19 protein-coding genes and 2 tRNA genes are annotated in these 20,851 nt (G+C 69.7%); 15 read left to right on the top strand and 6 right to left on the bottom strand.

Annotation, left to right across the window (positions count from 1 at the left end):
- The first annotated feature begins 174 nt into the window (after nucleotides 1-174).
- A complete protein-coding gene (gene gyrB / locus ASF78_RS07670; protein ID WP_056586371.1) occupies nucleotides 175-2,214 on the top strand; it encodes a DNA topoisomerase (ATP-hydrolyzing) subunit B in 2,040 nt (679 codons plus the stop codon).
- Between the two features lie 43 nt (nucleotides 2,215-2,257).
- Complete coding sequence (gene gyrA / locus ASF78_RS07665) at nucleotides 2,258-4,864, top strand: DNA gyrase subunit A (RefSeq protein ID WP_056586368.1); 2,607 nt, start codon at nucleotides 2,258-2,260, stop codon at nucleotides 4,862-4,864.
- Between the two features lie 64 nt (nucleotides 4,865-4,928).
- On the opposite strand, the gene ASF78_RS22975 is transcribed toward gyrA, so the two are convergent.
- Complete coding sequence (locus ASF78_RS22975) at nucleotides 4,929-5,327, bottom strand: hypothetical protein (protein ID WP_235518433.1); 399 nt, start codon at nucleotides 5,325-5,327, stop codon at nucleotides 4,929-4,931.
- On the opposite strand from ASF78_RS22975, the gene ASF78_RS22970 reads away from it, so the two are divergent.
- From ASF78_RS22970 to ASF78_RS07650, 4 genes are all read left to right on the top strand, one after another.
- The gene (locus tag ASF78_RS22970; protein WP_235518432.1) at nucleotides 5,326-5,790 is read left to right on the top strand and encodes a DUF3566 domain-containing protein; all 465 of its coding nucleotides are present in this window, start codon (nucleotides 5,326-5,328) and stop codon (nucleotides 5,788-5,790) included. The genes ASF78_RS22975 and ASF78_RS22970 overlap by 2 nt on opposite strands.
- Nucleotides 5,791-5,860: 70 nt before the next feature.
- Nucleotides 5,861-5,934 (top strand) — tRNA-Ile (locus tag ASF78_RS07655).
- Nucleotides 5,935-5,956: 22 nt separating this feature from the next.
- On the top strand, nucleotides 5,957-6,076 hold the full coding sequence (locus ASF78_RS22965) for a DLW-39 family protein (RefSeq protein ID WP_222595508.1): 120 nt from the start codon (nucleotides 5,957-5,959) through the stop codon (nucleotides 6,074-6,076).
- A gap of 17 nt (nucleotides 6,077-6,093) precedes the next feature.
- Nucleotides 6,094-6,169 (top strand) — tRNA-Ala (locus tag ASF78_RS07650).
- Nucleotides 6,170-6,316: 147 nt separating this feature from the next.
- On the opposite strand, the gene ASF78_RS07645 is transcribed toward ASF78_RS07650, so the two are convergent.
- A complete protein-coding gene (locus tag ASF78_RS07645) occupies nucleotides 6,317-7,261 on the bottom strand; it encodes an alpha/beta fold hydrolase (protein ID WP_056586361.1) in 945 nt (314 codons plus the stop codon).
- Between the two features lie 86 nt (nucleotides 7,262-7,347).
- Between ASF78_RS07645 and ASF78_RS07640 the strand changes: the two genes are divergently transcribed.
- Nucleotides 7,348-8,346: a YafY family protein gene (locus tag ASF78_RS07640; RefSeq protein ID WP_056586358.1), complete on the top strand. Its 999-nt coding sequence runs from the start codon at nucleotides 7,348-7,350 to the stop codon at nucleotides 8,344-8,346.
- Nucleotides 8,347-8,370: 24 nt separating this feature from the next.
- Here ASF78_RS07640 and ASF78_RS07635 read toward each other — a convergent pair whose 3' ends face one another.
- Nucleotides 8,371-9,057 (bottom strand): DUF4386 domain-containing protein, encoded by a 687-nt coding sequence (locus tag ASF78_RS07635; RefSeq protein ID WP_056586356.1) that lies wholly within the window; start codon nucleotides 9,055-9,057, stop codon nucleotides 8,371-8,373.
- 164 nt (nucleotides 9,058-9,221) lie between these two features.
- Between ASF78_RS07635 and ASF78_RS07630 the strand changes: the two genes are divergently transcribed.
- Both ASF78_RS07630 and ASF78_RS07625 read left to right on the top strand, forming a co-directional pair.
- On the top strand, nucleotides 9,222-10,427 hold the full coding sequence (locus ASF78_RS07630) for a sensor histidine kinase (protein WP_056586353.1): 1,206 nt from the start codon (nucleotides 9,222-9,224) through the stop codon (nucleotides 10,425-10,427).
- The gene (locus ASF78_RS07625; protein WP_255354795.1) at nucleotides 10,415-11,074 is read left to right on the top strand and encodes a response regulator transcription factor; all 660 of its coding nucleotides are present in this window, start codon (nucleotides 10,415-10,417) and stop codon (nucleotides 11,072-11,074) included. The genes ASF78_RS07630 and ASF78_RS07625 overlap by 13 nt, the downstream gene beginning before the upstream one ends.
- Here the strand turns inward: ASF78_RS07625 and ASF78_RS07620 are convergent.
- Nucleotides 11,071-11,718 (bottom strand): GNAT family N-acetyltransferase, encoded by a 648-nt coding sequence (locus tag ASF78_RS07620; RefSeq protein ID WP_056586350.1) that lies wholly within the window; start codon nucleotides 11,716-11,718, stop codon nucleotides 11,071-11,073. The two genes, ASF78_RS07625 and ASF78_RS07620, sit on opposite strands and share 4 nt — an antisense overlap.
- Before the next feature lie 83 nt (nucleotides 11,719-11,801).
- On the opposite strand from ASF78_RS07620, the gene ASF78_RS07615 reads away from it, so the two are divergent.
- From ASF78_RS07615 to hisF, 5 genes are read left to right on the top strand one after another with little or no spacing between them, the layout of a single operon-like run.
- Nucleotides 11,802-12,728 carry an ABC transporter ATP-binding protein gene (locus tag ASF78_RS07615; RefSeq protein ID WP_056586347.1) on the top strand — a complete coding sequence of 309 codons (927 nt, stop codon included), beginning with the start codon at nucleotides 11,802-11,804 and terminating at the stop codon, nucleotides 12,726-12,728.
- Nucleotides 12,725-13,561: an ABC transporter permease gene (locus ASF78_RS07610; RefSeq protein WP_056586344.1), complete on the top strand. Its 837-nt coding sequence runs from the start codon at nucleotides 12,725-12,727 to the stop codon at nucleotides 13,559-13,561. The genes ASF78_RS07615 and ASF78_RS07610 overlap by 4 nt, the downstream gene beginning before the upstream one ends.
- Nucleotides 13,558-14,376 carry an ABC transporter permease gene (locus ASF78_RS07605; protein WP_056586342.1) on the top strand — a complete coding sequence of 273 codons (819 nt, stop codon included), beginning with the start codon at nucleotides 13,558-13,560 and terminating at the stop codon, nucleotides 14,374-14,376. Before ASF78_RS07610 ends, ASF78_RS07605 begins: the two co-directional genes overlap by 4 nt.
- A 42-nt stretch (nucleotides 14,377-14,418) precedes the next feature.
- Nucleotides 14,419-15,048, top strand: coding sequence for an imidazole glycerol phosphate synthase subunit HisH (gene hisH / locus ASF78_RS07600; RefSeq protein ID WP_056586340.1), 630 nt, complete (start codon nucleotides 14,419-14,421; stop codon nucleotides 15,046-15,048).
- Complete coding sequence (gene hisF, locus ASF78_RS07595; RefSeq protein WP_056586337.1) at nucleotides 15,038-15,835, top strand: imidazole glycerol phosphate synthase subunit HisF; 798 nt, start codon at nucleotides 15,038-15,040, stop codon at nucleotides 15,833-15,835. Before hisH ends, hisF begins: the two co-directional genes overlap by 11 nt.
- Before the next feature lie 68 nt (nucleotides 15,836-15,903).
- Here the strand turns inward: hisF and ASF78_RS07590 are convergent, their stop codons facing one another.
- Nucleotides 15,904-19,059: a glycoside hydrolase family 9 protein gene (locus ASF78_RS07590; RefSeq protein ID WP_056586334.1), complete on the bottom strand. Its 3,156-nt coding sequence runs from the start codon at nucleotides 19,057-19,059 to the stop codon at nucleotides 15,904-15,906.
- Nucleotides 19,060-19,252: 193 nt separating this feature from the next.
- Nucleotides 19,253-20,155, bottom strand: coding sequence for a hypothetical protein (locus ASF78_RS07585; protein WP_056586331.1), 903 nt, complete (start codon nucleotides 20,153-20,155; stop codon nucleotides 19,253-19,255).
- Between the two features lie 131 nt (nucleotides 20,156-20,286).
- Here ASF78_RS07585 and ASF78_RS07580 point away from each other — a divergent pair, with 131 nt between their 5' ends.
- The gene (locus ASF78_RS07580) at nucleotides 20,287-20,826 is read left to right on the top strand and encodes a peptidylprolyl isomerase (protein ID WP_056586328.1); all 540 of its coding nucleotides are present in this window, start codon (nucleotides 20,287-20,289) and stop codon (nucleotides 20,824-20,826) included.
- Nucleotides 20,827-20,851 lie beyond the last annotated feature (25 nt).

Genomic DNA, 20,851 nt, shown 5'->3' with positions numbered 1-20,851 from the left:
CACCCCACCGACGCCTGTGGGAAAAGAGGGTCCAGGCCCGTCCACCAGGTAGACTGTGAAGGTCATTCCTGGCGCGCCTGTGCCTGGAACTCCAGCGTCATGGAGTGATCCGATCCGGTGAAGTTCGGTCGGCGCCCTCCGTCGCGTGTGAGAGCTTGAGGAGCACCACCGCCCGTGGCCGAGCAGAGCACCCCCCCGCCCAGCACCCTGAAGACTGGCGACGGCGGGTACGACGCCAGCGCGATCACGGTTCTCGAGGGACTCGAGGCGGTGCGCAAGCGCCCCGGCATGTACATCGGCTCCACCGGTGAGCGCGGTCTGCACCACCTCGTCACCGAGGTCGTCGACAACTCGGTCGACGAGGCTCTCGCCGGCTACTGCGACCGCATCGAGATCACGCTGCTCCCCGACGGTGGTGTGCGCGTCGTCGACAACGGCCGTGGCATCCCGGTCGCCATCCACCCGACCGAGGGGCGCCCCACGGTCGAGGTCGTCATGACGATCCTGCACGCGGGCGGGAAGTTCGGCGGCGCGGGCTACGCCGTGTCGGGCGGTCTGCACGGCGTCGGCATCTCCGTCGTCAACGCGCTGTCCACGCGCGTCGAGACGGTGGTCAAGCGCGACGGCTTCGTGTGGCAGCAGAACTTCTCCGACGGCGGCAAGCCGCTGGGTGAGCTGAGCAAGGGCGAACCGACCGACCAGCGCGGTACGTCGCAGACGTTCTGGGCGGACCCGGCGATCTTCGAGACCACCGAGTACGACTTCGAGACGCTGCGGGCGCGGTTCCAGCAGTACGCGTTCCTCAACAAGGGCCTCGAGATCTCGCTGACCGACGAGCGCCCCGAGCACCTCGGTACGGATGACGAGGTCGCGGGCGAGGGCGAGGAGGCCGACACGGGCACGCCGGCGTTCCGGAACGTCACGTACAAGTACGACGACGGCCTGGTCGACTACGTCAAGCACCTGAACAGCGCGAAGAAGGTCGAGGTCGTCCACCCGGAGATCATCGACTTCGAGTCCGAGGACACCGAGCGCCGGATCGCCGTCGAGATCGCGATGCAGTGGACCAACGCGTACTCCGAGTCGGTGCACACGTACGCGAACACGATCTCCACGACCGAGGGCGGCACGCACGAAGAGGGCTTCCGCGCCGCGATGACGTCCCTGATCAACCGCTACGCGCGCGACAAGGGCATCCTCAAGGAGAAGGACGAGAACCTCACGGGCGACGACATCCGCGAAGGGCTCACCGCGGTCATCTCGATCAAGCTGGGCGAGCCGCAGTTCGAGGGCCAGACGAAGACGAAGCTCGGGAACACCGAGGCGAAGACGTTCGTGCAGCGCGTGGTGAACGAGCAGCTGGGCGACTGGCTGGACTCGCACCCGAACGAGGCGCGGGACGTCATCCGCAAGTCGATCCAGGCCGCGGCCGCGCGCATGGCCGCTCGCAAGGCCCGGGAGGCCACGCGCCGCAAGGGTCTGCTCGAGTCGGGTGGTATGCCGGGCAAGCTCCGCGACTGCCAGTCGAGCCGCGCCGAGGAGTGCGAGGTCTTCATCGTCGAGGGTGACTCGGCCGGCGGCTCCGCGGTGCGCGGGCGCAACCCGCGCACGCAGGCGATCCTCCCGATCCGCGGCAAGATCCTCAACGTCGAGCGTGCGCGGCTGGACCGGGCGCTGGGCAACCAGGAGGTCCAGGCGCTGATCACCGCGTTCGGCACGGGCATCGGCGAGGACTTCGACCTGTCCAAGCTGAGGTACCACAAGATCGTGATCATGGCCGACGCCGACGTCGACGGTCAGCACATCCGGACCCTGCTGCTCACCCTGCTGTTCCGCTACATGCCGAACCTGATCACCCACGGTCACGTGTACATCGCGCAGCCGCCGCTGTACCGGGTCAAGTGGGCCAACGCCGACCACGACTACGTCTACACCGACCGGGAGCGCGACGCCGTCGTCGCCGACGGGCAGGCCAACGGCAAGCGGCTGCCGAAGGACAACTCGATCCAGCGCTACAAGGGTCTGGGCGAGATGGACTACCAGGAGCTGTGGGAGACGACGATGTCGCCCGAGCACCGCACGCTCCTGCAGGTCACCCTCGACGAGGCCGCGGCGGCCGACGAGATCTTCTCGATCCTCATGGGCGAGGACGTCGAGTCCCGCCGCTCGTTCATCCAGCGCAACGCGAAGGACGTCAGGTTCCTCGACATCTGAGGCCCGACCGTCCCACCCGTCCGCACCGAAGTAAGGAACCACGTTGAGCGAGACCACCGGCAACGAGATCGAGCACGGCCGCATCGACCAGGTCGACCTGCAGCTGGAGATGCAGCGCTCGTACCTCGACTACGCCATGTCCGTCATCGTCGGCCGCGCCCTCCCGGATGTCCGCGACGGCCTCAAGCCCGTGCACCGCCGGGTCCTGTACGCGATGTACGACGGGGGCTACCGCCCGGACCGCCAGTTCTCGAAGTGCTCGCGCGTCGTCGGCGACGTCATGGGCAAGTACCACCCGCACGGCGACACGGCGATCTACGACGCCCTCGTCCGCCTGGTGCAGGACTGGTCGCTGAGGTACCCGCTGGTCTCCGGGCAGGGGAACTTCGGATCCCCGGGCGACGACCCGGCGGCCGCCCCGCGGTACACCGAGTGCAAGATGGCCCCGCTGTCCATGGAGATGGTCCGGGACATCGACAAGGACACCGTCGACTTCCAGGACAACTACGACGGCCGTACGCAGGAGCCGACGGTCCTGCCGTCGCGATTCCCGAACCTGCTGGTCAACGGCTCGGCCGGCATCGCGGTCGGCATGGCGACCAACATCCCGCCGCACAACCTGCGCGAGGTCGCCGAAGGTGTCCAGTGGCACCTGGACCACCCGGAGGCGTCGCGCGAGGAGCTGCTCGCGGCGCTCCTGCTGCGCATCAAGGGCCCCGACTTCCCGACGGGCGCCACGATCCTGGGCCACAAGGGCATCGAGGAGGCGTACCGCACGGGGCGCGGCTCGATCACGATGCGCGCGATCGTCGAGGTCGAGGAGATCCAAGGCCGCATCTGCCTGGTCGTCACCGAGCTGCCCTACCAGGTGAACCCGGACACCCTCGCGAAGAAGATCGCGGACCTGGTCCGCGAGAACAAGGTCACCGGCATCGCGGACATCCGCGACGAGACGTCCGGCCGCGCCGGCCAGCGCCTGGTCATCGTGCTCAAGCGCGACGCCGTCGCGAAGGTCGTGCTGAACAACCTCTACAAGCACACGCAGCTGCAGGACACGTTCGGCGCGAACATGCTCGCGCTCGTCGACGACGTCCCCCGCACGCTGAGCATCGACGCGTTCGTGCGCCACTGGGTCACCCACCAGCTCGAGGTCGTCGTCCGCCGCACCGCGTTCAAGCTGCGCGAAGCCGAGGCGGACATCCACATCTACCGCGGGTACCTCAAGGCGCTCGACGCGCTCGACGAGGTCATCGCGCTCATCCGCCGCTCGCCCGACGCGGACGAGGCGCGCGCCGGCCTGATGGCGCTGCTCGACATCGACGAGCTCCAGGCGAACGCGATCCTCAACCTGCAGCTGCGCCGGCTGGCCGCGCTGCAGCGCCAGGAGATCCTCGAGCGCTACGCCAAGCTCGAGGCGGAGATCCTGGAGTACCGGGCGATCCTGGCCTCGGAGCAGCGGCAGCGCGACATCGTGTCCGAGGAGCTCGGCGAGATCGTCGCGAAGTACGGCGACGAGCGCCGCACGACGATCCTCCCGTTCGACGGCGAGGTCAGCGTCGAGGACCTCATCGCCGAGGAGGAGATGGTCGTCACGATCACGCGCGGCGGCTACGCGAAGCGGACCCGGTCGGACAACTACCGGGCGCAGCGCCGCGGCGGCAAGGGCGTGCGCGGTGCGCAGCTGCGCGAGGACGACCTGGTCGACCACTTCTTCGTCACGACGACGCACCACTGGCTGCTGTTCTTCACCAACCTCGGTCGCGTCTACCGTGCCAAGGCGTACGAGCTGCCGGAGGGCGGTCGGGACGCGAAGGGCCAGCACGTCGCCAACCTGCTCGCGTTCCAGCCGGGCGAGAAGATCGCGCAGGTGCTCGACATCCGCGACTACGCCAAGGCCGAGTACCTGGTCCTGGCGACGCAGCGCGGCCTGGTGAAGAAGACCCGGCTCACCGACTACGACTCGAACCGCTCCGGCGGCGTCATCGCGATCAACCTGCGCGAGGACGACGAGGGGCTGCCGGACGAGCTGGTCTCGGCGCGGCTGGTCGACTCCGACCAGGACCTCATCCTGGTGTCCCGCAAGGGCCAGTCGGTGCGGTTCACCGCCTCCGACGAGTCGCTGCGTCCGATGGGCCGGGCCACGTCCGGTGTCACGGGGATGAAGTTCCGGGCCGATGACGAGCTGCTCGCGATGGATGTCGTGCGCGAGGACGCCTACCTGTTCACCGTGACGCAGGGCGGCATCGCGAAGCGCACCGCCCTGACCGTGGAGAACTACCGCCAGCAGGGTCGCGGTGGTCTGGGCATCAAGGTCGCGAACCTGCCGGAGGCCAACGGCGACCTGGTCGGCGCGCTCGTCGTGGACCCGGACGACGAGGTCCTCGTCATCATGGAGCGCGGCAAGATCGTGCGTTCCGCCACCGCAGAGGTCAACGCCACGGGCCGCACGACGCAGGGAGTCATCTTCGCGAAGCCCGACAACGGGGACCGGATCATCGCGGTCGCGCGCAACACCGAGCGACACCTGGCCGACGAGCCAGGTACCGTGGGCGCTGAGAATGGCCAGGTTTCGGACGTCCCGGACGCCCCCGGCGACGCTGAGGTGTCCGAGACCGAGGTTGTGACAGACCCGTCAGCGGAGGACGCATGACCGATTCCACGCCCCCTTCGATCCCGCCGCGCAAGCGCCCGACGACTCCGACGACCGCCGGCCGTCAGACGACGTCCGCGCCCCGGACGGGAACCGGACCGACGTGGACCGACACGGAGGACCCCGCGACGCACGTGCCCAACCTGAACGGGTCCAACGGGTCGACCGCCTTCACCGTGCCCGCGAGCGTGATGCCCCCGACGGTGACGCCGACGCGCACCTCCACGTCGGCGGCAAGGACGGCGGCGCCGATACGTCCGGAACCCTCCGATACCAGGACGGCCACCGCGACATCTCCACAGGATCGTGACACGACCGTCTCCGCCTCTGGCGACGAGCACGACCCTCCGTCCCCGATGATGGTTGCGGTGGATACCGCCACCGTCTGGCTCAAGAGAGCCGGAGTCGCCACGTCTGCCGCGATCGCCGCGGCCACCCGACCCCGTCCCAAGGAGCCGTCCATGACCACCACCCCGGCGGCCCCTCGGACAGCGACCTCGTCCGACAACCTCACGGGTGCACGGCCGAGCACGGGGCGCATCCCGACGGTCGGGTCGCACGGTGCACCGCGTCGGGTCCGGCTCGCCATCTCGCGCGTCGACCCGTGGTCCGTGATGAAGCTGTCGTTCCTGCTGTCGGTCGCCATCGGCGTGATGATCGTCGTCGCGGCGGCCGTCGTCTGGTTCACGCTCAACGGGCTCCAGGTGTTCACCAAGGCGGACGATCTGGTCACGCAGATCACCGGTACCGAGAGCGGGATCGACATCCTGCAGTACGTCGAGTTCCAGCGGATCATCTCCGGCGCGACGCTCATCGCGGTCATCGACGTCTTCCTTCTCACGGCTCTCGCGACCATCGGCGCGTTCCTCTACAACATCGTGGCGGCGCTCGTCGGCGGCGTGCACGTGACCATGACGGACGAGTGATTGCCGGTTTGGGCAGCGCCCCCGCCCTGGGGTAGTCTCATCCGGCGCCACTAAGGCGCGCGCAGTGCACGGGCCTATAGCTCAGACGGTTAGAGCGCTTCCCTGATAAGGAAGAGGTCACAGGTTCAAGTCCTGTTAGGCCCACTCCCGACCCGTGGGGGAACCGATGAAGAAGCTCCTGCTCCTGGCGGCCGTTGCCGCCATCGGATTCGTCGTGTGGCAGAAGTACGCGCAGGATCGTGACGAGCGAGACCTGTGGGCAGAGGTCACCGACACGTTCGAGTAGACGGGTCGGTCTCTCACGGGGCCATGGCGCAATTGGTAGCGCACCTGCTTTGCAAGCAGGGGGTTAGGGGTTCGAGTCCCCTTGGCTCCACCAACCCGCACCATGGTGCGAACCGGTGGTGTGCATGCCCTCGTCCGAGCCGGGCGGGGGCATCGTCATGTTCGCGGCGACCTGCCCCCTCCCTGAGGTCTCCGTCGTCGTCGATCGTCACGACCGTCGGGAGACCTCAGGGTGCGGGACTCAGGCGGCGTCCTGCTGTCCCAGCCAGGTCAGGATCAGTCGGTTGACCTCGTCCGGCTTCTCCTCCTGGATCCAGTGACCGCAGTCGAGGCTGACCACCTCCACGTTCGGCACACACTCCGACAGGTTCTCCGACCTCATGACCGGGTCCCGGTCGCCGTAGATCATGAGGGTGGGCTGGCGGATGATCGGGTCCACGTCCGCCAGCAGGTGCCAGTTGCGGTCGAGGTTCCGGTACCAGTTGATGCTGCCGGTGAAGCCTGACGACTCGAAGGCGGACACGAACACGGCCAGCTCGTCGTCGCTCATCACGGGCTCCCCGCGCGGTGTCTGCGCTCGGGCGAGGTTGATCATCGCCATGCCCGGCGCGGGCTCTGCGGGGGGCTCGTTCTTGCGGAACAGGTTGCGCAGGAACTGGGACGTGTTCTCGTCGAGCACCGCGTCGGCGACGCCGGGCTGCCGGGTGAAGTGGACGAAGTAGAAGTCGCCGCCGAGCACGATCTCCATGAGCTCGACCCAGGGCACCTCACCGCGTTCCTGGTAGGGCAGGCTCAGGTTGATCACCTTGTTCACGCGGTCCGGGTGCAGCAGAGCCAGGCCCCAGACGACCATGGCGCCCCAGTCGTGCCCGACGAAGGTGGCGTCGGCGTACCCGTAGTGATCGAGGAGCGCGACGAGGTCACCGGACAGGTGCGCGATGTCGTAGTCCGTCACCTCGGTCGGGCGGGACGAGTTCCCGTAGCCACGCTGGTTCGGGACGATCACGTGGTAGCCCGCGGCGGCGAGGGCGGACATCTGGTGGCGCCAGGTGAAGGCGTGCTCGGGCCATCCGTGGCAGAGCACGACGGGTTTGCCGGCATTCTCTCGACCGGCCTCGAAGACTTCGAGCGTCACGCCATTGACGGAGATGTTGGTGGGTTCCGGGAAGTTCGTGACATCAGACATGTGCGTTCTCGCAATCTCGTCGGGTGCCGGAACCGTAGAGCGCACTGCGGACAGGTTCGGTCCGCAACCGATGACAGACTCGGACGATGCGGAAGGACCCCACCGGTCGGGCGCTGCAGCTGCTCTCGCTCCTGCAGACGCACCGGTCGTGGCGTGGTGACGAGCTCGCCGCGCGCCTCGAAGTCACGGAGCGGACGGTGCGTCGTGACGTCGACCGGCTGCGTGACCTCGGCTATCCGGTCGATGCCGCGTCGGGAAAGTACGGCGGCTACCGGCTCGCCGCGGGCGCGCACGTGCCGCCCTTGGTCCTCGACGACGACGAGGCCGTCGCGGTCGCCGTCGGGCTGCGCTATGCCGCGGAGGCGGCCATCAGCGGCATGGAGGACACGTCGCTGCGCGCCCTCACGAAGATCGAGCAGCTCCTGCCGCACCGGCTGCGTCGACGGGTGTCGGCGTTGCACTCGAGCGTCACGTCGATGCGCTGGCCGACCGACGACATCGTCGACCCCGAGGCGCTCAGCGTGCTCGCCGCGGCGTGCCGAGACTGTGAGAACGTGCGGTTCGACTACCGGCGCGGTGACGGCGAGAGCAGCCGACGGCTCGTCCAACCGCACCGGCTCGTCACCGCCGGCCGTCGCTGGTACCTCGTGGCGTGGGACCAGGGTCGCGACGACTGGCGCACGTTCCGGCTGGACCGGCTACGGGGGCCCTCGCCCGCCGGCGGCCGGTTCGCACCCCGCGAGATCCCGGGTGGCGACGCCGCGAGCTTCGTCGCCGGCTCGATCGGTTCGGTACCCCGTGCCTCTGCGGCGAGGCTCGCCGTGGGCGCGGCGTTCGACGAGCTCGAGGGAGTGTTCCGGTGGATCGACCACACCCTGGTCACGCGCGAAGCGGACTCGTGCGTCGTCGAGGTCCGCGGCGAGGATCTCGGCCGGCTCGCGATGACGGTCGCCCGGATCGCCCTGACCACCCGGGTGGTCGTCCTCGAACCGGCCGAGCTCGCCGACGCCGTCGGGCGGCTCGCCACCCACCTCGGCCCGCCAGCGCTGCCGACGACGACGAGCGCGCGATCGTCGGCGGGGTGAGCGTCGCCCCGACCGCGTACCTCGTCAGCGGCTGAGGGCCGGCTGCGGGACCGGTGCCTCCCGGCTCACGCCCCGGACCAGCAGGTACACGACGAGTGTGAGCTCCGCGACGGTGGTGACGGCGGCGGTGACACCGCGCAGGGCTCCCTCGGCGTCGGGCAGGGCGAACAGGATCACCGGATCGGCCACCCAGGCAGCGGCGCCGGTGATGAGCAGGACACCGAGCCACGTCGGGAACAGGCTCGTCCGGACGGCGGCCCACCCCATCGGCAACAACCACAGACCGAAGAAGACACCGCCGAGCGCATAGCCGTAGGAGTGCAGGTCGAGGAGCAGCAGCGTGGTGCCCGCGTCGAACGCAGAGCTGGTCGCCGTGAGCAGGGCGCCGACCTGGAACGTGAGGTTGATCAGGATCGAGCCTGCGCCCACGGCGACGAAGACCAGCAGCGCAGTCCCCGCCCTGCGCTCGACGTCGTCGAGGAGGCGGAAGAGGGTCAGGCCCAGGAGCACGAAGACGACCGCCATGAGGATGTCCGCCGCCAGACTGAGCCGGAACAGCGTCTCGTGCTCGACGATCCCGGCGGCTGTGGCGGCCGCGTCACCCGGGACGTAGATGCTGCCCCGCGCGACGAGCTGCGCCCAGGCGCCGAGCACCGCGAGCAGGAGGTAGAGGGCGCCCGCGGTGCGCGCGAGCGTGAGTGGTCGGGTCATGGGAGCTGCTCCAGGGTCGGTGGTGGTCGATGGCAGGCCAACAGTCCCGGTGCCGTGCTCGTCGAGACATCGGCGATGAGGTCAGCCCTGGCTCCACCGGATGGTGGAGGCGGAGCGGCCGGAAGGTGGGCGAGGGGCGCCGACGCACTGCCTAGGCTGCCGTCATGCTCTTCACGACCCCCACCCCGCCGCAGGCCGCGCTGTCGCGCTGGTCACGGGTGTGGCGGTACCTGGTCGCGTTCGCCGTCGGGCTGGGTGCCTGGTCGGTCACGGTGGCCGAGCGGACGAGCTTCACGCCCGAGCCGGACGACGTCGTCGCCGTGCTGATGCTCCTCGACCTGGTCCTGGGGCTGGCGACGCTCTGCCTGCTCCCGCTGCGTCGGCGGTACCCGCTGGCGGTCGCGTGCCTGACGATGACCGCGACGATGGTCTCCACGTTCAGCGCCGGTCCAGCGACGATCGCCTTGGTGTCGATGGCCACGTGGCGACGCCGCTCCTGGGTCGTCATCGTCGGCGCGCTCTCGCTCGTCGTCGGTGTCGCGTCGGAGGTGTACGCCCGAGCCGCGTTCCCCGGCCCGGACGACGCCGACGTCCCGTGGCTGATCGCCGCCGGCGTCATCGGGGTCACGTACTTCGTCGCCACGATGGCCACGGGCTACTACATCGGCACGCGCCGCGAGCTGCTCGCGTCGCTGCACGAGCAGGTGGCTACGGCCGACCGGGAGAGAGAGCTCGCCACCGAGCGGGCGCGCGACGCCGAGCGGACCCGGATCGCGCGGGAGATGCACGACGTCCTGGCGCACCGGATCTCGCTGGTCGCCCTGCACGCGGGCGCCCTGGCGTACCGCGACGACCTCACCCGCGCGGAGACGCGTGAGACCGCACAGACCATCCAGTCCAACGCACAGCTCGCCCTCAGCGAGCTGCGGCAGGTGCTCGGGGTGCTGCGTGCCGGTGCCGGCGCTGCGGGCGTCGAGCCTCCGCAGCCCACCCTGGCCGAGCTGCCGGCACTGCTCGCGGACGCCCGGGAGGCCGGCTCGGCCGTCGTTCTCGACACGACCGGGCTGGCGGAGGAGCCCAAGCCGCAGACCCTGTCCCGCACCTCGTTCCGGATCGTCCAGGAGGCCCTGACCAATGCCCGCAAGCACGCACCCGGTGAGTCGGTGAGCGTCCGCCTCGCCGGGAGCCCTGGCAGCCAGCTCGAGATCGAGGTGCGCAACAGTCTGCGCACACCTACCGACGAGCGGCCGGGCGGGGTCGGCCTGGCCGGCCTGACCGAGCGCGCCGAGCTGGCCGGCGGCGAGCTGGACCACGGTGTGACCAGCGACGGGTCGTTCGTCGTGGAGGCGAGGCTGCCGTGGCCGGCGTGAGGGTGGTCGTCGTCGACGACGACCCGCTGGTGCGGGCCGGGCTGCGGATGATCCTGGGCGGTGCACCCGACGTGGAGGTCGTGGGCGAGGCGGTCGACGGCCAGGACGCGCTCGACGTCGTCGCCCGGGAGCTGCCGGACGTGGTGCTCATGGACATCCGCATGCCGCGGATGGACGGGCTCGCGGCGACCCGACGGCTCAAGGAGCGTGGCACGACCGCTCGGATCATCGTCCTGACCACGTTCGACACCGACGAGATGGTCCTCACAGCCCTGCAGCTGGGCGCCGCGGGGTTCCTGCTCAAGGACACCGCCCCGGCGGACCTCGTCGTCGCGGTGCGTCGGGTCGCTCTCGGCGAGCCGATGCTGTCGCCGAGCGTGACCACCCAGCTGATCGCCGCGGTGACCCGGCCGGCCGACGACGGGCGTCGACGCAAGGCACGCATCCTGCTGGCGCGTCTGACGGAGCGCGAGCGGGAGGTGGCCGACGCGGTGTCCGACGGGATGACGAACACCGAGATCGCCAGGTCGCTGCACCTGGGGGTGGCGACGGTGAAGACGCACGTGGGCAGCGTGTTCACCAAGCTGGAGGTGACCAACCGCGTGCAGGTGGCGCGGTACGTGCACGATGCGGCCGACGAACGCTAGATGCCGAGCTGCACCCGGGCGCCCGGGATCCCGTCGAGCTCGACCACGGGCCGCAGCTCCGGCGGCCGGGCGTCCCACGCGACGCGGTCCAGCACGTACCGACGGCTCGCCACCGGTGAACCCTCCCGGTCCAGCACGTCGACGCCGTTCTCCGCGTAGCCGATCCGCCGGGTGACCCCGTTCGACGGTGCGTTGTCGTCGAACGCGCTCGTGGTGGCCCGGAGCCCGTCGAAACCCTCGAAGAGCAGGTGCAGGATCATCAGCCGCATCCGGGTGCCGAGGCCCTGCCCGTGGTGCCGCAGCCCGAGCCACGAACCCGTCTCGGCGGTGCGCGTGACCGGGAAGCCGCTCGCCGTGAGCGACTGCGTGCCGAGCACCTCCCCGTCGCGCACGACCGCGAGCTCGAGGTTCCACGCGTCCCGTGAGACGGACACCCGCGCACCCCACTGGTAGGTCAGCACGCGGCGAGCCACCTCGGTCGGTGCACCGCGCGTCCACGGGACGGTGAACGGCATCGCCTCGGGCGCGTGCACGCCGTCGGCCGCGAGCCGGGCGAGCGCGTGGACGTCGGCGTCGTCCATGTACCGCAGCTCGAGGTCTCCGCTGCGCACGCGCAGGCCGGCGAGGGGCCAGAGGTCGTCCATCGGTGCAGGCTGCCTGCACCCGCTGCCCTGGTCAACCCGAATGCGCTGGGTGCTGTCGGTCCTCTCGTCTAGGTTGGTCCGCTGTGACCGCTCCCGTCATCGCCGCCCACGGCCTCACCAAGCGCTTCGGCGACTTCACCGCCGTCGACGGCATCGACTTCGAGGTCCCGCCGGGCGAGTCGTTCGGGCTGCTCGGACCCAACGGCGCGGGCAAGTCCACGACGATGCGGATGGTCGGCGCGGTGTCGCAGCGCACCGCCGGGGACCTGACGGTGCTGGGCCTCGACCCGGACTCGCACGGCCCGGAGATCCGATCGCTGCTCGGGGTGGTGCCGCAGGAGGACAACCTCGACACCGAGCTGCGCGTGCGGGACAACCTCATCGTCTACGGCCGCTACTTCGGCATCCCGCGCTCGGTGTGCGCGACGAGGGCCGACGAGCTCCTGGGCTTCGCGCAGCTGGAGGAGAAGCGCAACGCGAAGGTCGACGACCTGTCGGGTGGCATGAAGCGCCGGCTGACCATCGCCCGCGCGCTGATCAACGAGCCGCGCATCCTCATGCTCGACGAGCCGACGACGGGCCTCGACCCGCAGGCGCGGCACGTGCTGTGGGACCGGCTGTTCCGGCTGAAGGAGCGCGGCACCACCCTGGTGCTCACCACGCACTACATGGACGAGGCCGAGCAGCTGTGCGACCGGCTCGTCGTCGTCGACAAGGGCAAGATCATGGCCGAGGGCAGCCCGTCGGCCCTGATCCGGCAGTACTCGACGCGCGAGGTGGTCGAGCTGCGGTTCGGGTCGGAGCGCAACGCGGACGCCGCAGCGCAGATGGCGGGTCTGGTGGAGCGCATCGAGGTCCTCCCCGACCGGGTGCTGCTCTACGCGCAGGACGGCGAGGCGGTGCTGGAGCGGGTCACCCACCTGGGTCTGCACCCGACGACGTCGCTGGTGCGACGGTCCAGCCTGGAGGACGTGTTCCTGCGGCTCACGGGGCGGAGCCTGATCGAATGACGACGACGCTCCCGGAGGTCGCCACCGCAGCGGCTGCCAGGCCTCGACGCTTCGGCGCGTGGTACATCGCCGAGCACCAGCTGCGCGGCATGAAGGCGTACGGCTGGACCATCGTGGTCGGCAGCGTCGGCAACCCGCTGCTGTACCTGCTCGGCATCGGGCTGGGCCTGGCGGCGTTCCTCGACCAGCCCATCGCGTCGGGTGCCGACGGGCTCGTGGACTACGTGTGGTTCGTGGCGCCCGCGCTCCTGGCCACGGCCGCGGTGACGGTGGCGATGGACGAGTTCACGTTCGTCATCATGGCGGGGTTCAAGTGGCGTCGGATCTTCTGGGGCATGAACGCCTCCCCGATCGCACCGCCGCAGGTCGCCGCCGGGCTGGTGATCTCGGTCGTGCTGCGGATGCTGTTCACCTGCACGGTCTACTACCTGCTGATCCTGGCGTTCGGTGCGGTGGGTGACCCGCTGACCGGGGCGCTCATGCCCCTGGTCGGGGTGCTCGGCGGGTTGGCGTTCGGGCTGCCGCTCATGGCGTTCTCGGCGCGGCTGACCGAGGACAAGGGGCAGTTCGCGCTGGTCAACCGGTTCATCTTCACGCCGCTGTTCCTGTTCTCCGGCACGTTCTTCCCGCTCGCGACCCTGCCCACCTGGCTGCAGTGGATCGGCTGGATCTCGCCCATCTGGCACGCCAGCGAGATCGGCCGGACGCTCTCCTACGGCTCGCCGCCCGGGGCGTGGCCGGTCGGCTGGCACCTGGCGATCCTCGTCGTCCTCGCCGTGGTCGGCTGGGTCCTGGCGCGGCGCGCGTTCGTGCGGAGGCTGAGGGCGGGATGACCACGACCACGACGGAAGCCACCCACAAGGCCACGATCAGCTCGCTGTACGCGCGCAACGCGAGGTCGGTCGTCGCGCGCGGCCTCAAGGCGACGAAGAGCACCAACTGGGTCATCGTGCTGTCCGGCTTCTTCGAGCCGGTGTTCTTCCTGCTCGCGATGGGCCTCGGGCTGGGCACGTTCATCGGCGACGTCGAGCTGCCGAACGGCACGTCCGTCTCCTACGCGGCCTTCATCGCGCCGGCGCTCCTCGCGGTCTCGGCGATGAACGGCGCGGTGTACGACTCGACGTGGAACGTGTTCTTCAAGATGCACTTCGGCAAGCTGTACGACGGGATGCTCGCCACGTCGCTCGGCCCGCTGGACGTGGCGTTCGGCGAGATCACGTACGCGCTGCTGCGCGGCGGCGTCTACGCCATCGGCTTCCTCACCGTCATGCAGGTCATGGGCCTCAACCTGGCGTGGACCGCTGCGCTCGCCATCCCCGCGGTGCTGCTCGTGGCGTTCGGGTTCGCCAGCGTCGGGATGGCGGTGACCAGCTACATGAAGACCTTCCAGCAGATGGACTGGATCAACTTCGTGATGCTGCCGATGTTCCTCTTCTCGGCCACGTTCTACCCGATCACGGTGTACCCGGGCTGGATCCAGGGTCTGATCAAGGCGCTGCCGCTGTGGCACGCGGTGGAGCTGGTCCGTGGCCTGACGCTCGGGGTGCTCGACGGCTCGATGCTCACGCACGTGGCCTACTTCGTCGTCATGATCGGCCTCGGCCTGGCGTTCACGACCGTGCGGCTGCGGGCACTGTTCCTCGACTGACGTCCGGCATTTGAGACATGTGCTCCGTGTAGGATTGGGCAAGTGATCGGGATCATCGACTACCGCACCGGTAATTCGCAGAGCATTTCCTATGCGCTCGAACACCTCGGTGTCCCGCACGCGCTCGTGGCCAAGCCGGGTGAGTGCGACGAGGTCGACAAGTACATCCTGCCGGGGGTCGGCGCCGCGGGAGTGACGATGGAGTCACTGGCCCAGGAGGGCTGGATCGAGCACCTGAACGAGAAGGTCATCGGCGATGGCCAGGGCTTTCTCGGAGTGTGCGTCGGGCTGCAGGTGCTGTTCGAGCACTCGGCCGAGGGCGACGTCGAGTGCCTCGGCTGGATCAAGGGCAGCGTCCACGAGTTCGACAACTCCCAGGTCCGCGTGCCGCACATGGGCTGGAACAATGTCGAGGTGCGTGGCGACCACCCGTTCTCCCGGTCATTCACGCCGGGAGGATTCTATTACTTCGTGAATTCCTTCTACGCAAAGCCGACCGACGATTCCGCGCTGGTCGGCGTGACGACGTACGGCCAGGAGTTCGCCGCCGCCGTGGCGCACAAGAACATCATGGCGACGCAGTTCCACACCGAGAAGAGCGCGCGCGCCGGGCTCCAGGTGCTGAAGGCGTTCTGCGACCTCGACATCAAGGACGTGAACGATGCTCGCTAACCGGCTGATCGCGTGCTTCGACGTCAAGGACGGCCGGGTCACCAAGGCACAGCAGTTCCAGGACAACATCGACGTGGGGGACCCGGCCGAGCTGGCGGACCGGCTCTACCACGAGGACGTCGACGAGATCGTCATCTACGACATCATGGCCAGCGCCCAGAAGCGCCAGATCGACCTCGCCATGATCCGCAGGGCGGCGCACCGCACGTTCGTGCCTCTGACGGTCGGGGGCGGCATCCGTCACCTCGAGGACATGCACGAGGTCCTGCGCGCGGGTGCGGAGAAGATCAGCATCGACTCCATGGCCGTGCGCAACCCGCAGATCATCACGCAGGGGTCGGTCGAGTTCGGCCGGCAGTGCATCGTGCTGAGCATGCAGGTCAAGCGCGTGGAGAAGACCGCGAAGATCCCCAGCGGGTACGAGATCGCGATCGACGGTGCGCGCACCTACACCGGCATGGACGCGGTCGAGTGGGCGAAGCGAGGGCAGGACCTCGGCGCGGGCGAGATCGTCGTGAACAGCATCGACCGCGATGGGACAGGCTCCGGCTACGACCTCGACATCACGCAGCAGATCACCGAGGCGGTCTCGCTGCCGGTCATCGCCTCGGGCGGAGCGGGGCTGGTCAGCCACGTGGCGGACGCGTTCCGGATCGGCGCCACGGGCGCGATCACGAGCTCGATGCTCTACTCGCCGCGCGTCGAGCACACCCTCACGGTCGGGGAGATGAAGGCGCAGCTGGCCGAGCTGGGCGAGCGCGTGCGCCCGGTGCACAGCGCCGACTGACTCCGGCACGTACGCCGAAGGGCGCCCACCCCGGTCAGCGGGGTGAGCGCCCTTCGGCGTCCCGTCGGTCAGGCGACCGTGCAGGTCGCCCCGTTCACCGTGAAGGCGGTCGGGGCCGTGTTGGTGCCGGTGTGGGACCCGTTGAACCCGATGTCCGTGCTGGCGCTGGGGGCGAGGGTGGCGTTCCACCCGAGCCCGGTCGCCGTCACGGCGGACCCCGTCTGGGACCACGTGGCGCTCCACCCCTGGGTCACCTGCTGGCCCGAGGGGAAGGCGAACGCGAGGCTCCACGTCAGCGGTGAGGTCGACGTGTTGGTGATCTTCACGCTGCCCGTGAAGCCGACGTTCCAGCTGTTGGCCGAGTACTTCACGGCGCAGCTGCTGGTGGACGTCGTCGGGAGGGTCGTGAAGGTCACCGACGAGCTCGCCGCCGACGTGTTGCCGGCGCCGTCCTTGGCGCGCACCGCGTAGGTGTACGCGGTGTTCGCCGTGAGGCCGGTGAGCGTCGTGGACGCCGACGTCGGCGAGGCCACCAGGGTCGAGGTCGAGCCCTGGACCCGGTACACGTCGTACCCCGCCAGCCCGCTGCCGCCCGTGTCGGTCGACGCGGCCCAGGTCAGGGTTGCGCCGGTCTGGGTGACCGACGAGGCCGCTGGGGTGCCGGGCACCGTGGGTGCCGTGGTGTCGGCGGCGGTCGTGGTGGTGAACGTGACCGCGGTCGAGGGCGCCGAGGTGTAGCCGAGCGAGTCCTTGGCGCGCACGGCGTAGGTGTACGCGGTCCCGGCGGTGAGGCCGGTGAGCGCGAACGTCGTGCCGGTGGCCGTGCCGACGACGGTGCTCGTCGACCCGCTGACCCGGAGCACCTCGTACCCGCTCAGCGGGTTGGTCCCGGCCGTGGAGGCCGTCCAGGTCAGGGTGGCCCCCGACGAGGTGACGGACGACGCGACCGGGGTCCCCGGCGTGGTCGGCGGGATGACCCCGTCGGGCGGGGCCGCTGTCGTGAACGTGCCGGCCGACGACGCGGCCGAGACGTTCCCGGCGACGTCCTTCGCCTTGACCGTGTACGAGTACGCGGTGCTCGGCGTGAGGCCCGAGAGGATCGTCGACGCCGACGTGGTCGACGCGACGAGGGTGGAGGTCGAACCCTGCACCCGGTAGACGTCGTACCCGGCCACACCGCTGCCCGAGTCCGTGGACGCGGTCCAGCTCAGCGACGCACCGGTCGAGGTGATGCCGGACGCCACGGGGGTGCCGGGGACGGTCGGCGCGGTCGTGTCGGTGACCGTGCCGGTCGGCTCGGTGCCCCAGATCAGCTTGCCGCCGTCGTAGAGCGTGATGGCCTTCGTCTTGGCCAGAGCGGTGCCGAGGCCGGCGAACGACGGGTCGTTGGCGGCGTTCCACGTGGAACCACCGGTGACGCGGAACTGCAGCTCGCGCCGGTGCTGCGACTGCCCGCCGGGGTGGATGTTCTGCCCGACGCAGGTGAGCTCGGCGTAGTAGAGCGTGCCACCGGCGCTGACGGGCTTGGCGGTCTGCGGACCGCACTCGCTGTAGTTGGCCGAGAGCGTGAGGTTCGCCGCCGAGTCACCGGAGTCGAGGGTGAACCAGTACCGCAGCGTGCCGTTCTTCAGCGCCCGTGCCGGGTAAGCCGACTGGTTGCGGATCATGGCCTTGACCTCGGTGAACGTGCCGCCGGCCGGCTGGTTCAGCATCGCCTCGACGAAGATCTCGTCGCCGTCGGGCTGCTCGGCCACGGGGAACCCGCTCAGCGGGGTGCCGCCGTACTCCTGGGTCAGCCGTGCGAGCGCGCTGGAGAACCCGGCGTTGTAGTCCGTGGCCACCTCGTTGGCGGTGTAGTCGGACCGCAGGTCGGTGTAGGTGTCGTTGGGACCGCTGGGTCCGCCGACGAGTGCGCCGTACAGGACGTGTCGCGTCTTCTCGGGCTGGGTCAGCGAGTCGAGCCACGAGCCGTGCGCGGTGCGGTGGTGCGGGTTCTGCGGCGGGTTGGCGCCGAAGCCCACGACGTAGCTGGACTTGCGAGGGTTGTCGCCGAGGGCGTAGTTGATCTGGCGCACACCGAAGTCGTGGTACCGCGCCTTGCGCGTGGTGTCGGTGATCCAGTCGGAGTAGACGAGCGCGACGAACGAGGTGTTCGCGGCGTAGCGCAGCGACCCCCACGAGTCGAGGACGGCCTGACCGCCGGGCGAGTACGGGATCCGCTGGCCGTTGAACCCGACCGTCCAGTAGTCGAGCCACCGGTTGGCGTCGTCGACGTACTGCTGCTTGCCGGTCTCCATGGCCAGCAGCGGGTACATCGCGTACGACTTGTCGTCCCACGCGACGGTCCACTTGTAGGACCGGGTCGACGTCTGGTTCTCGACGCTCAGCTTCTGGTACTCCGCCTCCGCCTTGGCCAGGTAGGTGGCGTCACCGGTGGCCTTGTAGAGCCAGTAGGCGCCCCAGACCAGCTCGTCCTGGTAGCCGGACCACGACTTGTAGTAGGCCGACGCCGCCGTGACGCAGTCCGAGTACTTCCCGCGGTAGGTGTCCGCGAACGAGTAGAGCTGCTTGGCGTGCGTGAGGAGCGTGGCGGAGTACGTCGGGTCGTCGGTCTTGAAGACGATGGCTGCCGACGCGAGCGATGCCGCGGTCTCGCCGGCGACGTCGGAGCCCGGGCACGACGCGGTGATCTTGTGCGACGGCCGCGCCATCGTCATGACCTCGGCGGGACCCCACCACTTGTGATCGGCCTCGCCGTCGCCGATCTGGACGTAGAGCTCGTCGGGCGCGGTGTGCGCCTTGATGAAGTAGTCGTTGACCCAGCGCAGGTTGCCCTTGAGCTCGTCGAGCTGCCCGGCCTTGGTGTAGCCCTGCGGTGCGGCGATGGCGCCCCACGCGAGCATGGTCGAGCTGAATGCCATCGGCAGGCCGAACTTCACGTGGTCGCCGGCGTCGTACCAGCCGCCCGTCAGGTCCTTGCCGACGTCGGCGCCGTCGGTCAGCGCCGAGTCGCCGCGCCACGAGACAGGGTTGTCGGCGGGCAGGTCACCGGCGCGCTGCGCCTGGTAGAAGTACATCGACTTCTGGAGGGCCTCGGCGTAGTTGTACGCGGGGTCCGCCGCCGTGGCGGCACTGGCCAGCGGGGCTACGAGGAGCCCGGCGGCGACGGTCAACGCGGTCGTGCACGCGATCGCGACGCGACCGCGGGATCTGGGGCGGGGCATGGGGTCCTCTTCCACGGCACGGGAGAAACAGGGGTCGGCGGGAGGCCCCGGCGTCGCCTCGCTGCGGCCCCGGCACGACGCGCCTGGCGCATCGTGCAGAGGGCTTGGCCTGAGGGTCAACGGCCAAAACGTTTCGGTAGACGGCGACGGCCCCCGGTCCGTGAGGACCGGGGGCCGTGCGAGGTGGTGCAGGTCAGACGGGCTTGTCGCCATCGACGACCGGGTCCGGCGTCCCACCGTCGACGGGCTTGGCGGAGGTCCGGCGGGTGGTGGCCTTCTTCGCGGCCTCCGTGGCCTCGACGACCTTCTCCTTGGCCGCGTCCGTCGCCTCGGCGACCTTCTCGGAGGCGTCGGCGACCTTCTCCTTGGCGGCGTCCGTCGCAGCGGTCACCTTCTCGGCGGCCTTGCGGGTGGCGTCCCGGCCCTTGGCGACGGCGCTGCCGGCCGCCTCCCCGACCGCGTCGGCCGCATCGCCCACGCGAGTGTGCGCGCTGCCGGCGTCCGTCGGCTCCCACGGCTCGGCCCACGGGTCGACGCTCGACCGCGAACGCGTCCAGGCGGCGACCCCGGCGCCGATGCCGATGAGGGCGGCGAGCAGCCAGAACACCTTGGCGCCGGTGTGCTTCTTCTTGCCGGACGCCTCCGCCGCCGCGGCGGCAAGAGCTGCGGCCTGCTTCTTGCCACCCCTGGCAGCGCCGTCGGCGGCCTGCTCGACCGCGGCCCCCGCGCGGACTGCGGCCTCGTTCATCGCGGCCACGAGCTTGGGCAGGAGGTCGTCGACGAGCTTGTCGTGCGCGGTGTCGATGGCGGGCGACACCTTCTCCGCGGCGCTCTCCACCTTCGGGGCGGCCGCCTTCACGCTCTCCTTGTACAGGTGCTCCACCCGCGGCAGCAGCCAGTCGATGGCCTGCTCGACCTTCGGGGTGGTCCAGTCCTTGGCCTGGGTGGCAGCGTCCCCGGCCTTCGTCGCGGCGGTCCCGGCGGTCTCCTTCGCGCTCTTCGCGGCGTCGGCGAGCGTCGCGCCCAGGTCGGCCGCCTGGTCCTTCAGCTTCTCCGTGTCGATGTCGACTTTCGGGCGGCTCTTCGTGAACGGCATTCTCGGCTCCCGGCTGCTCGGCTGCACTTGACCACCCACTCTGCCACCGTGCGCGGGCTAGTGCAGAGGCTGTGGCCTGGGCAACCGTGTGATCTGAGGTGCTCTTCAGGGTCGCGTGCGAGACTTCTCGCATGTTTGCGACCCTCCACACGACCGCCGGAGACATCCGGATCGAGCTCTACCCGAACCACGCGCCCCGCACGGTGCAGAACTTCACCGGGCTGGCCACAGGATCGACCCCGTGGACGGACCCGACCACGGGCGAGGAGCGGACCGACCCGCTGTACGACGGCGTCGTGTTCCACCGGGTGATCTCCGGGTTCATGATCCAGGGCGGGGACCCGCTGGGCACCGGCCGCGGCGGCCCGGGCTACACGTTCGACGACGAGATCCACCCGGAGCTGTCGTTCAACGAGCCCTACCTGCTCGCCATGGCCAACGCCGGCAAGCGTCTCGACCCCACGACGGGCAAGGTCGGCGGCACCAACGGCTCGCAGTTCTTCATCTCCGTGGCGGCCACCGAGTGGCTCAACGGCAAGCACACGATCTTCGGCAAGGTCGCCGACGACGAGAGCCGCGCCGTGGTCGACGCCATCGAGAAGACCCGCGTCCGTCCCGGGGACCGTCCCGTCGAGGACATCGTCATCAACTCGATCACCATCGAGGACTGAGACCACCATCAGCACGAGTCCTGAC

Origin of the sequence: Cellulomonas sp. Leaf334 (assembly GCF_001424195.1) — a bacterium.
GTDB lineage: Bacteria > Actinomycetota > Actinomycetes > Actinomycetales > Cellulomonadaceae > Cellulomonas.
This window is presented reverse-complemented; position numbering and strand designations above follow the sequence as displayed.

Excerpts from the sequence above, each read along its gene's own strand:
- ASF78_RS22970 (WP_235518432.1), top strand. The coding sequence starts at position 5,326 with ATGACCACCACCCCGGCGGCCCCTCGGACAGCGACCTCGTCCGACAAC.
- ASF78_RS22975 (WP_235518433.1), bottom strand. The coding sequence starts at position 5,327 with ATGGACGGCTCCTTGGGACGGGGTCGGGTGGCCGCGGCGATCGCGGCA.
- ASF78_RS22965 (WP_222595508.1), top strand. The coding sequence starts at position 5,957 with ATGAAGAAGCTCCTGCTCCTGGCGGCCGTTGCCGCCATCGGATTCGTC.
- ASF78_RS07645 (WP_056586361.1), bottom strand. The coding sequence starts at position 7,261 with ATGTCTGATGTCACGAACTTCCCGGAACCCACCAACATCTCCGTCAAT.
- ASF78_RS07640 (WP_056586358.1), top strand. The coding sequence starts at position 7,348 with ATGCGGAAGGACCCCACCGGTCGGGCGCTGCAGCTGCTCTCGCTCCTG.
- ASF78_RS07635 (WP_056586356.1), bottom strand. The coding sequence starts at position 9,057 with ATGACCCGACCACTCACGCTCGCGCGCACCGCGGGCGCCCTCTACCTC.
- ASF78_RS07630 (WP_056586353.1), top strand. The coding sequence starts at position 9,222 with ATGCTCTTCACGACCCCCACCCCGCCGCAGGCCGCGCTGTCGCGCTGG.
- ASF78_RS07620 (WP_056586350.1), bottom strand. The coding sequence starts at position 11,718 with ATGGACGACCTCTGGCCCCTCGCCGGCCTGCGCGTGCGCAGCGGAGAC.
- ASF78_RS07610 (WP_056586344.1), top strand. The coding sequence starts at position 12,725 with ATGACGACGACGCTCCCGGAGGTCGCCACCGCAGCGGCTGCCAGGCCT.
- ASF78_RS07605 (WP_056586342.1), top strand. The coding sequence starts at position 13,558 with ATGACCACGACCACGACGGAAGCCACCCACAAGGCCACGATCAGCTCG.
- hisF (WP_056586337.1), top strand. The coding sequence starts at position 15,038 with ATGCTCGCTAACCGGCTGATCGCGTGCTTCGACGTCAAGGACGGCCGG.
- ASF78_RS07590 (WP_056586334.1), bottom strand. The coding sequence starts at position 19,059 with ATGCCCCGCCCCAGATCCCGCGGTCGCGTCGCGATCGCGTGCACGACC.
- ASF78_RS07585 (WP_056586331.1), bottom strand. The coding sequence starts at position 20,155 with ATGCCGTTCACGAAGAGCCGCCCGAAAGTCGACATCGACACGGAGAAG.
- ASF78_RS07580 (WP_056586328.1), top strand. The coding sequence starts at position 20,287 with ATGTTTGCGACCCTCCACACGACCGCCGGAGACATCCGGATCGAGCTC.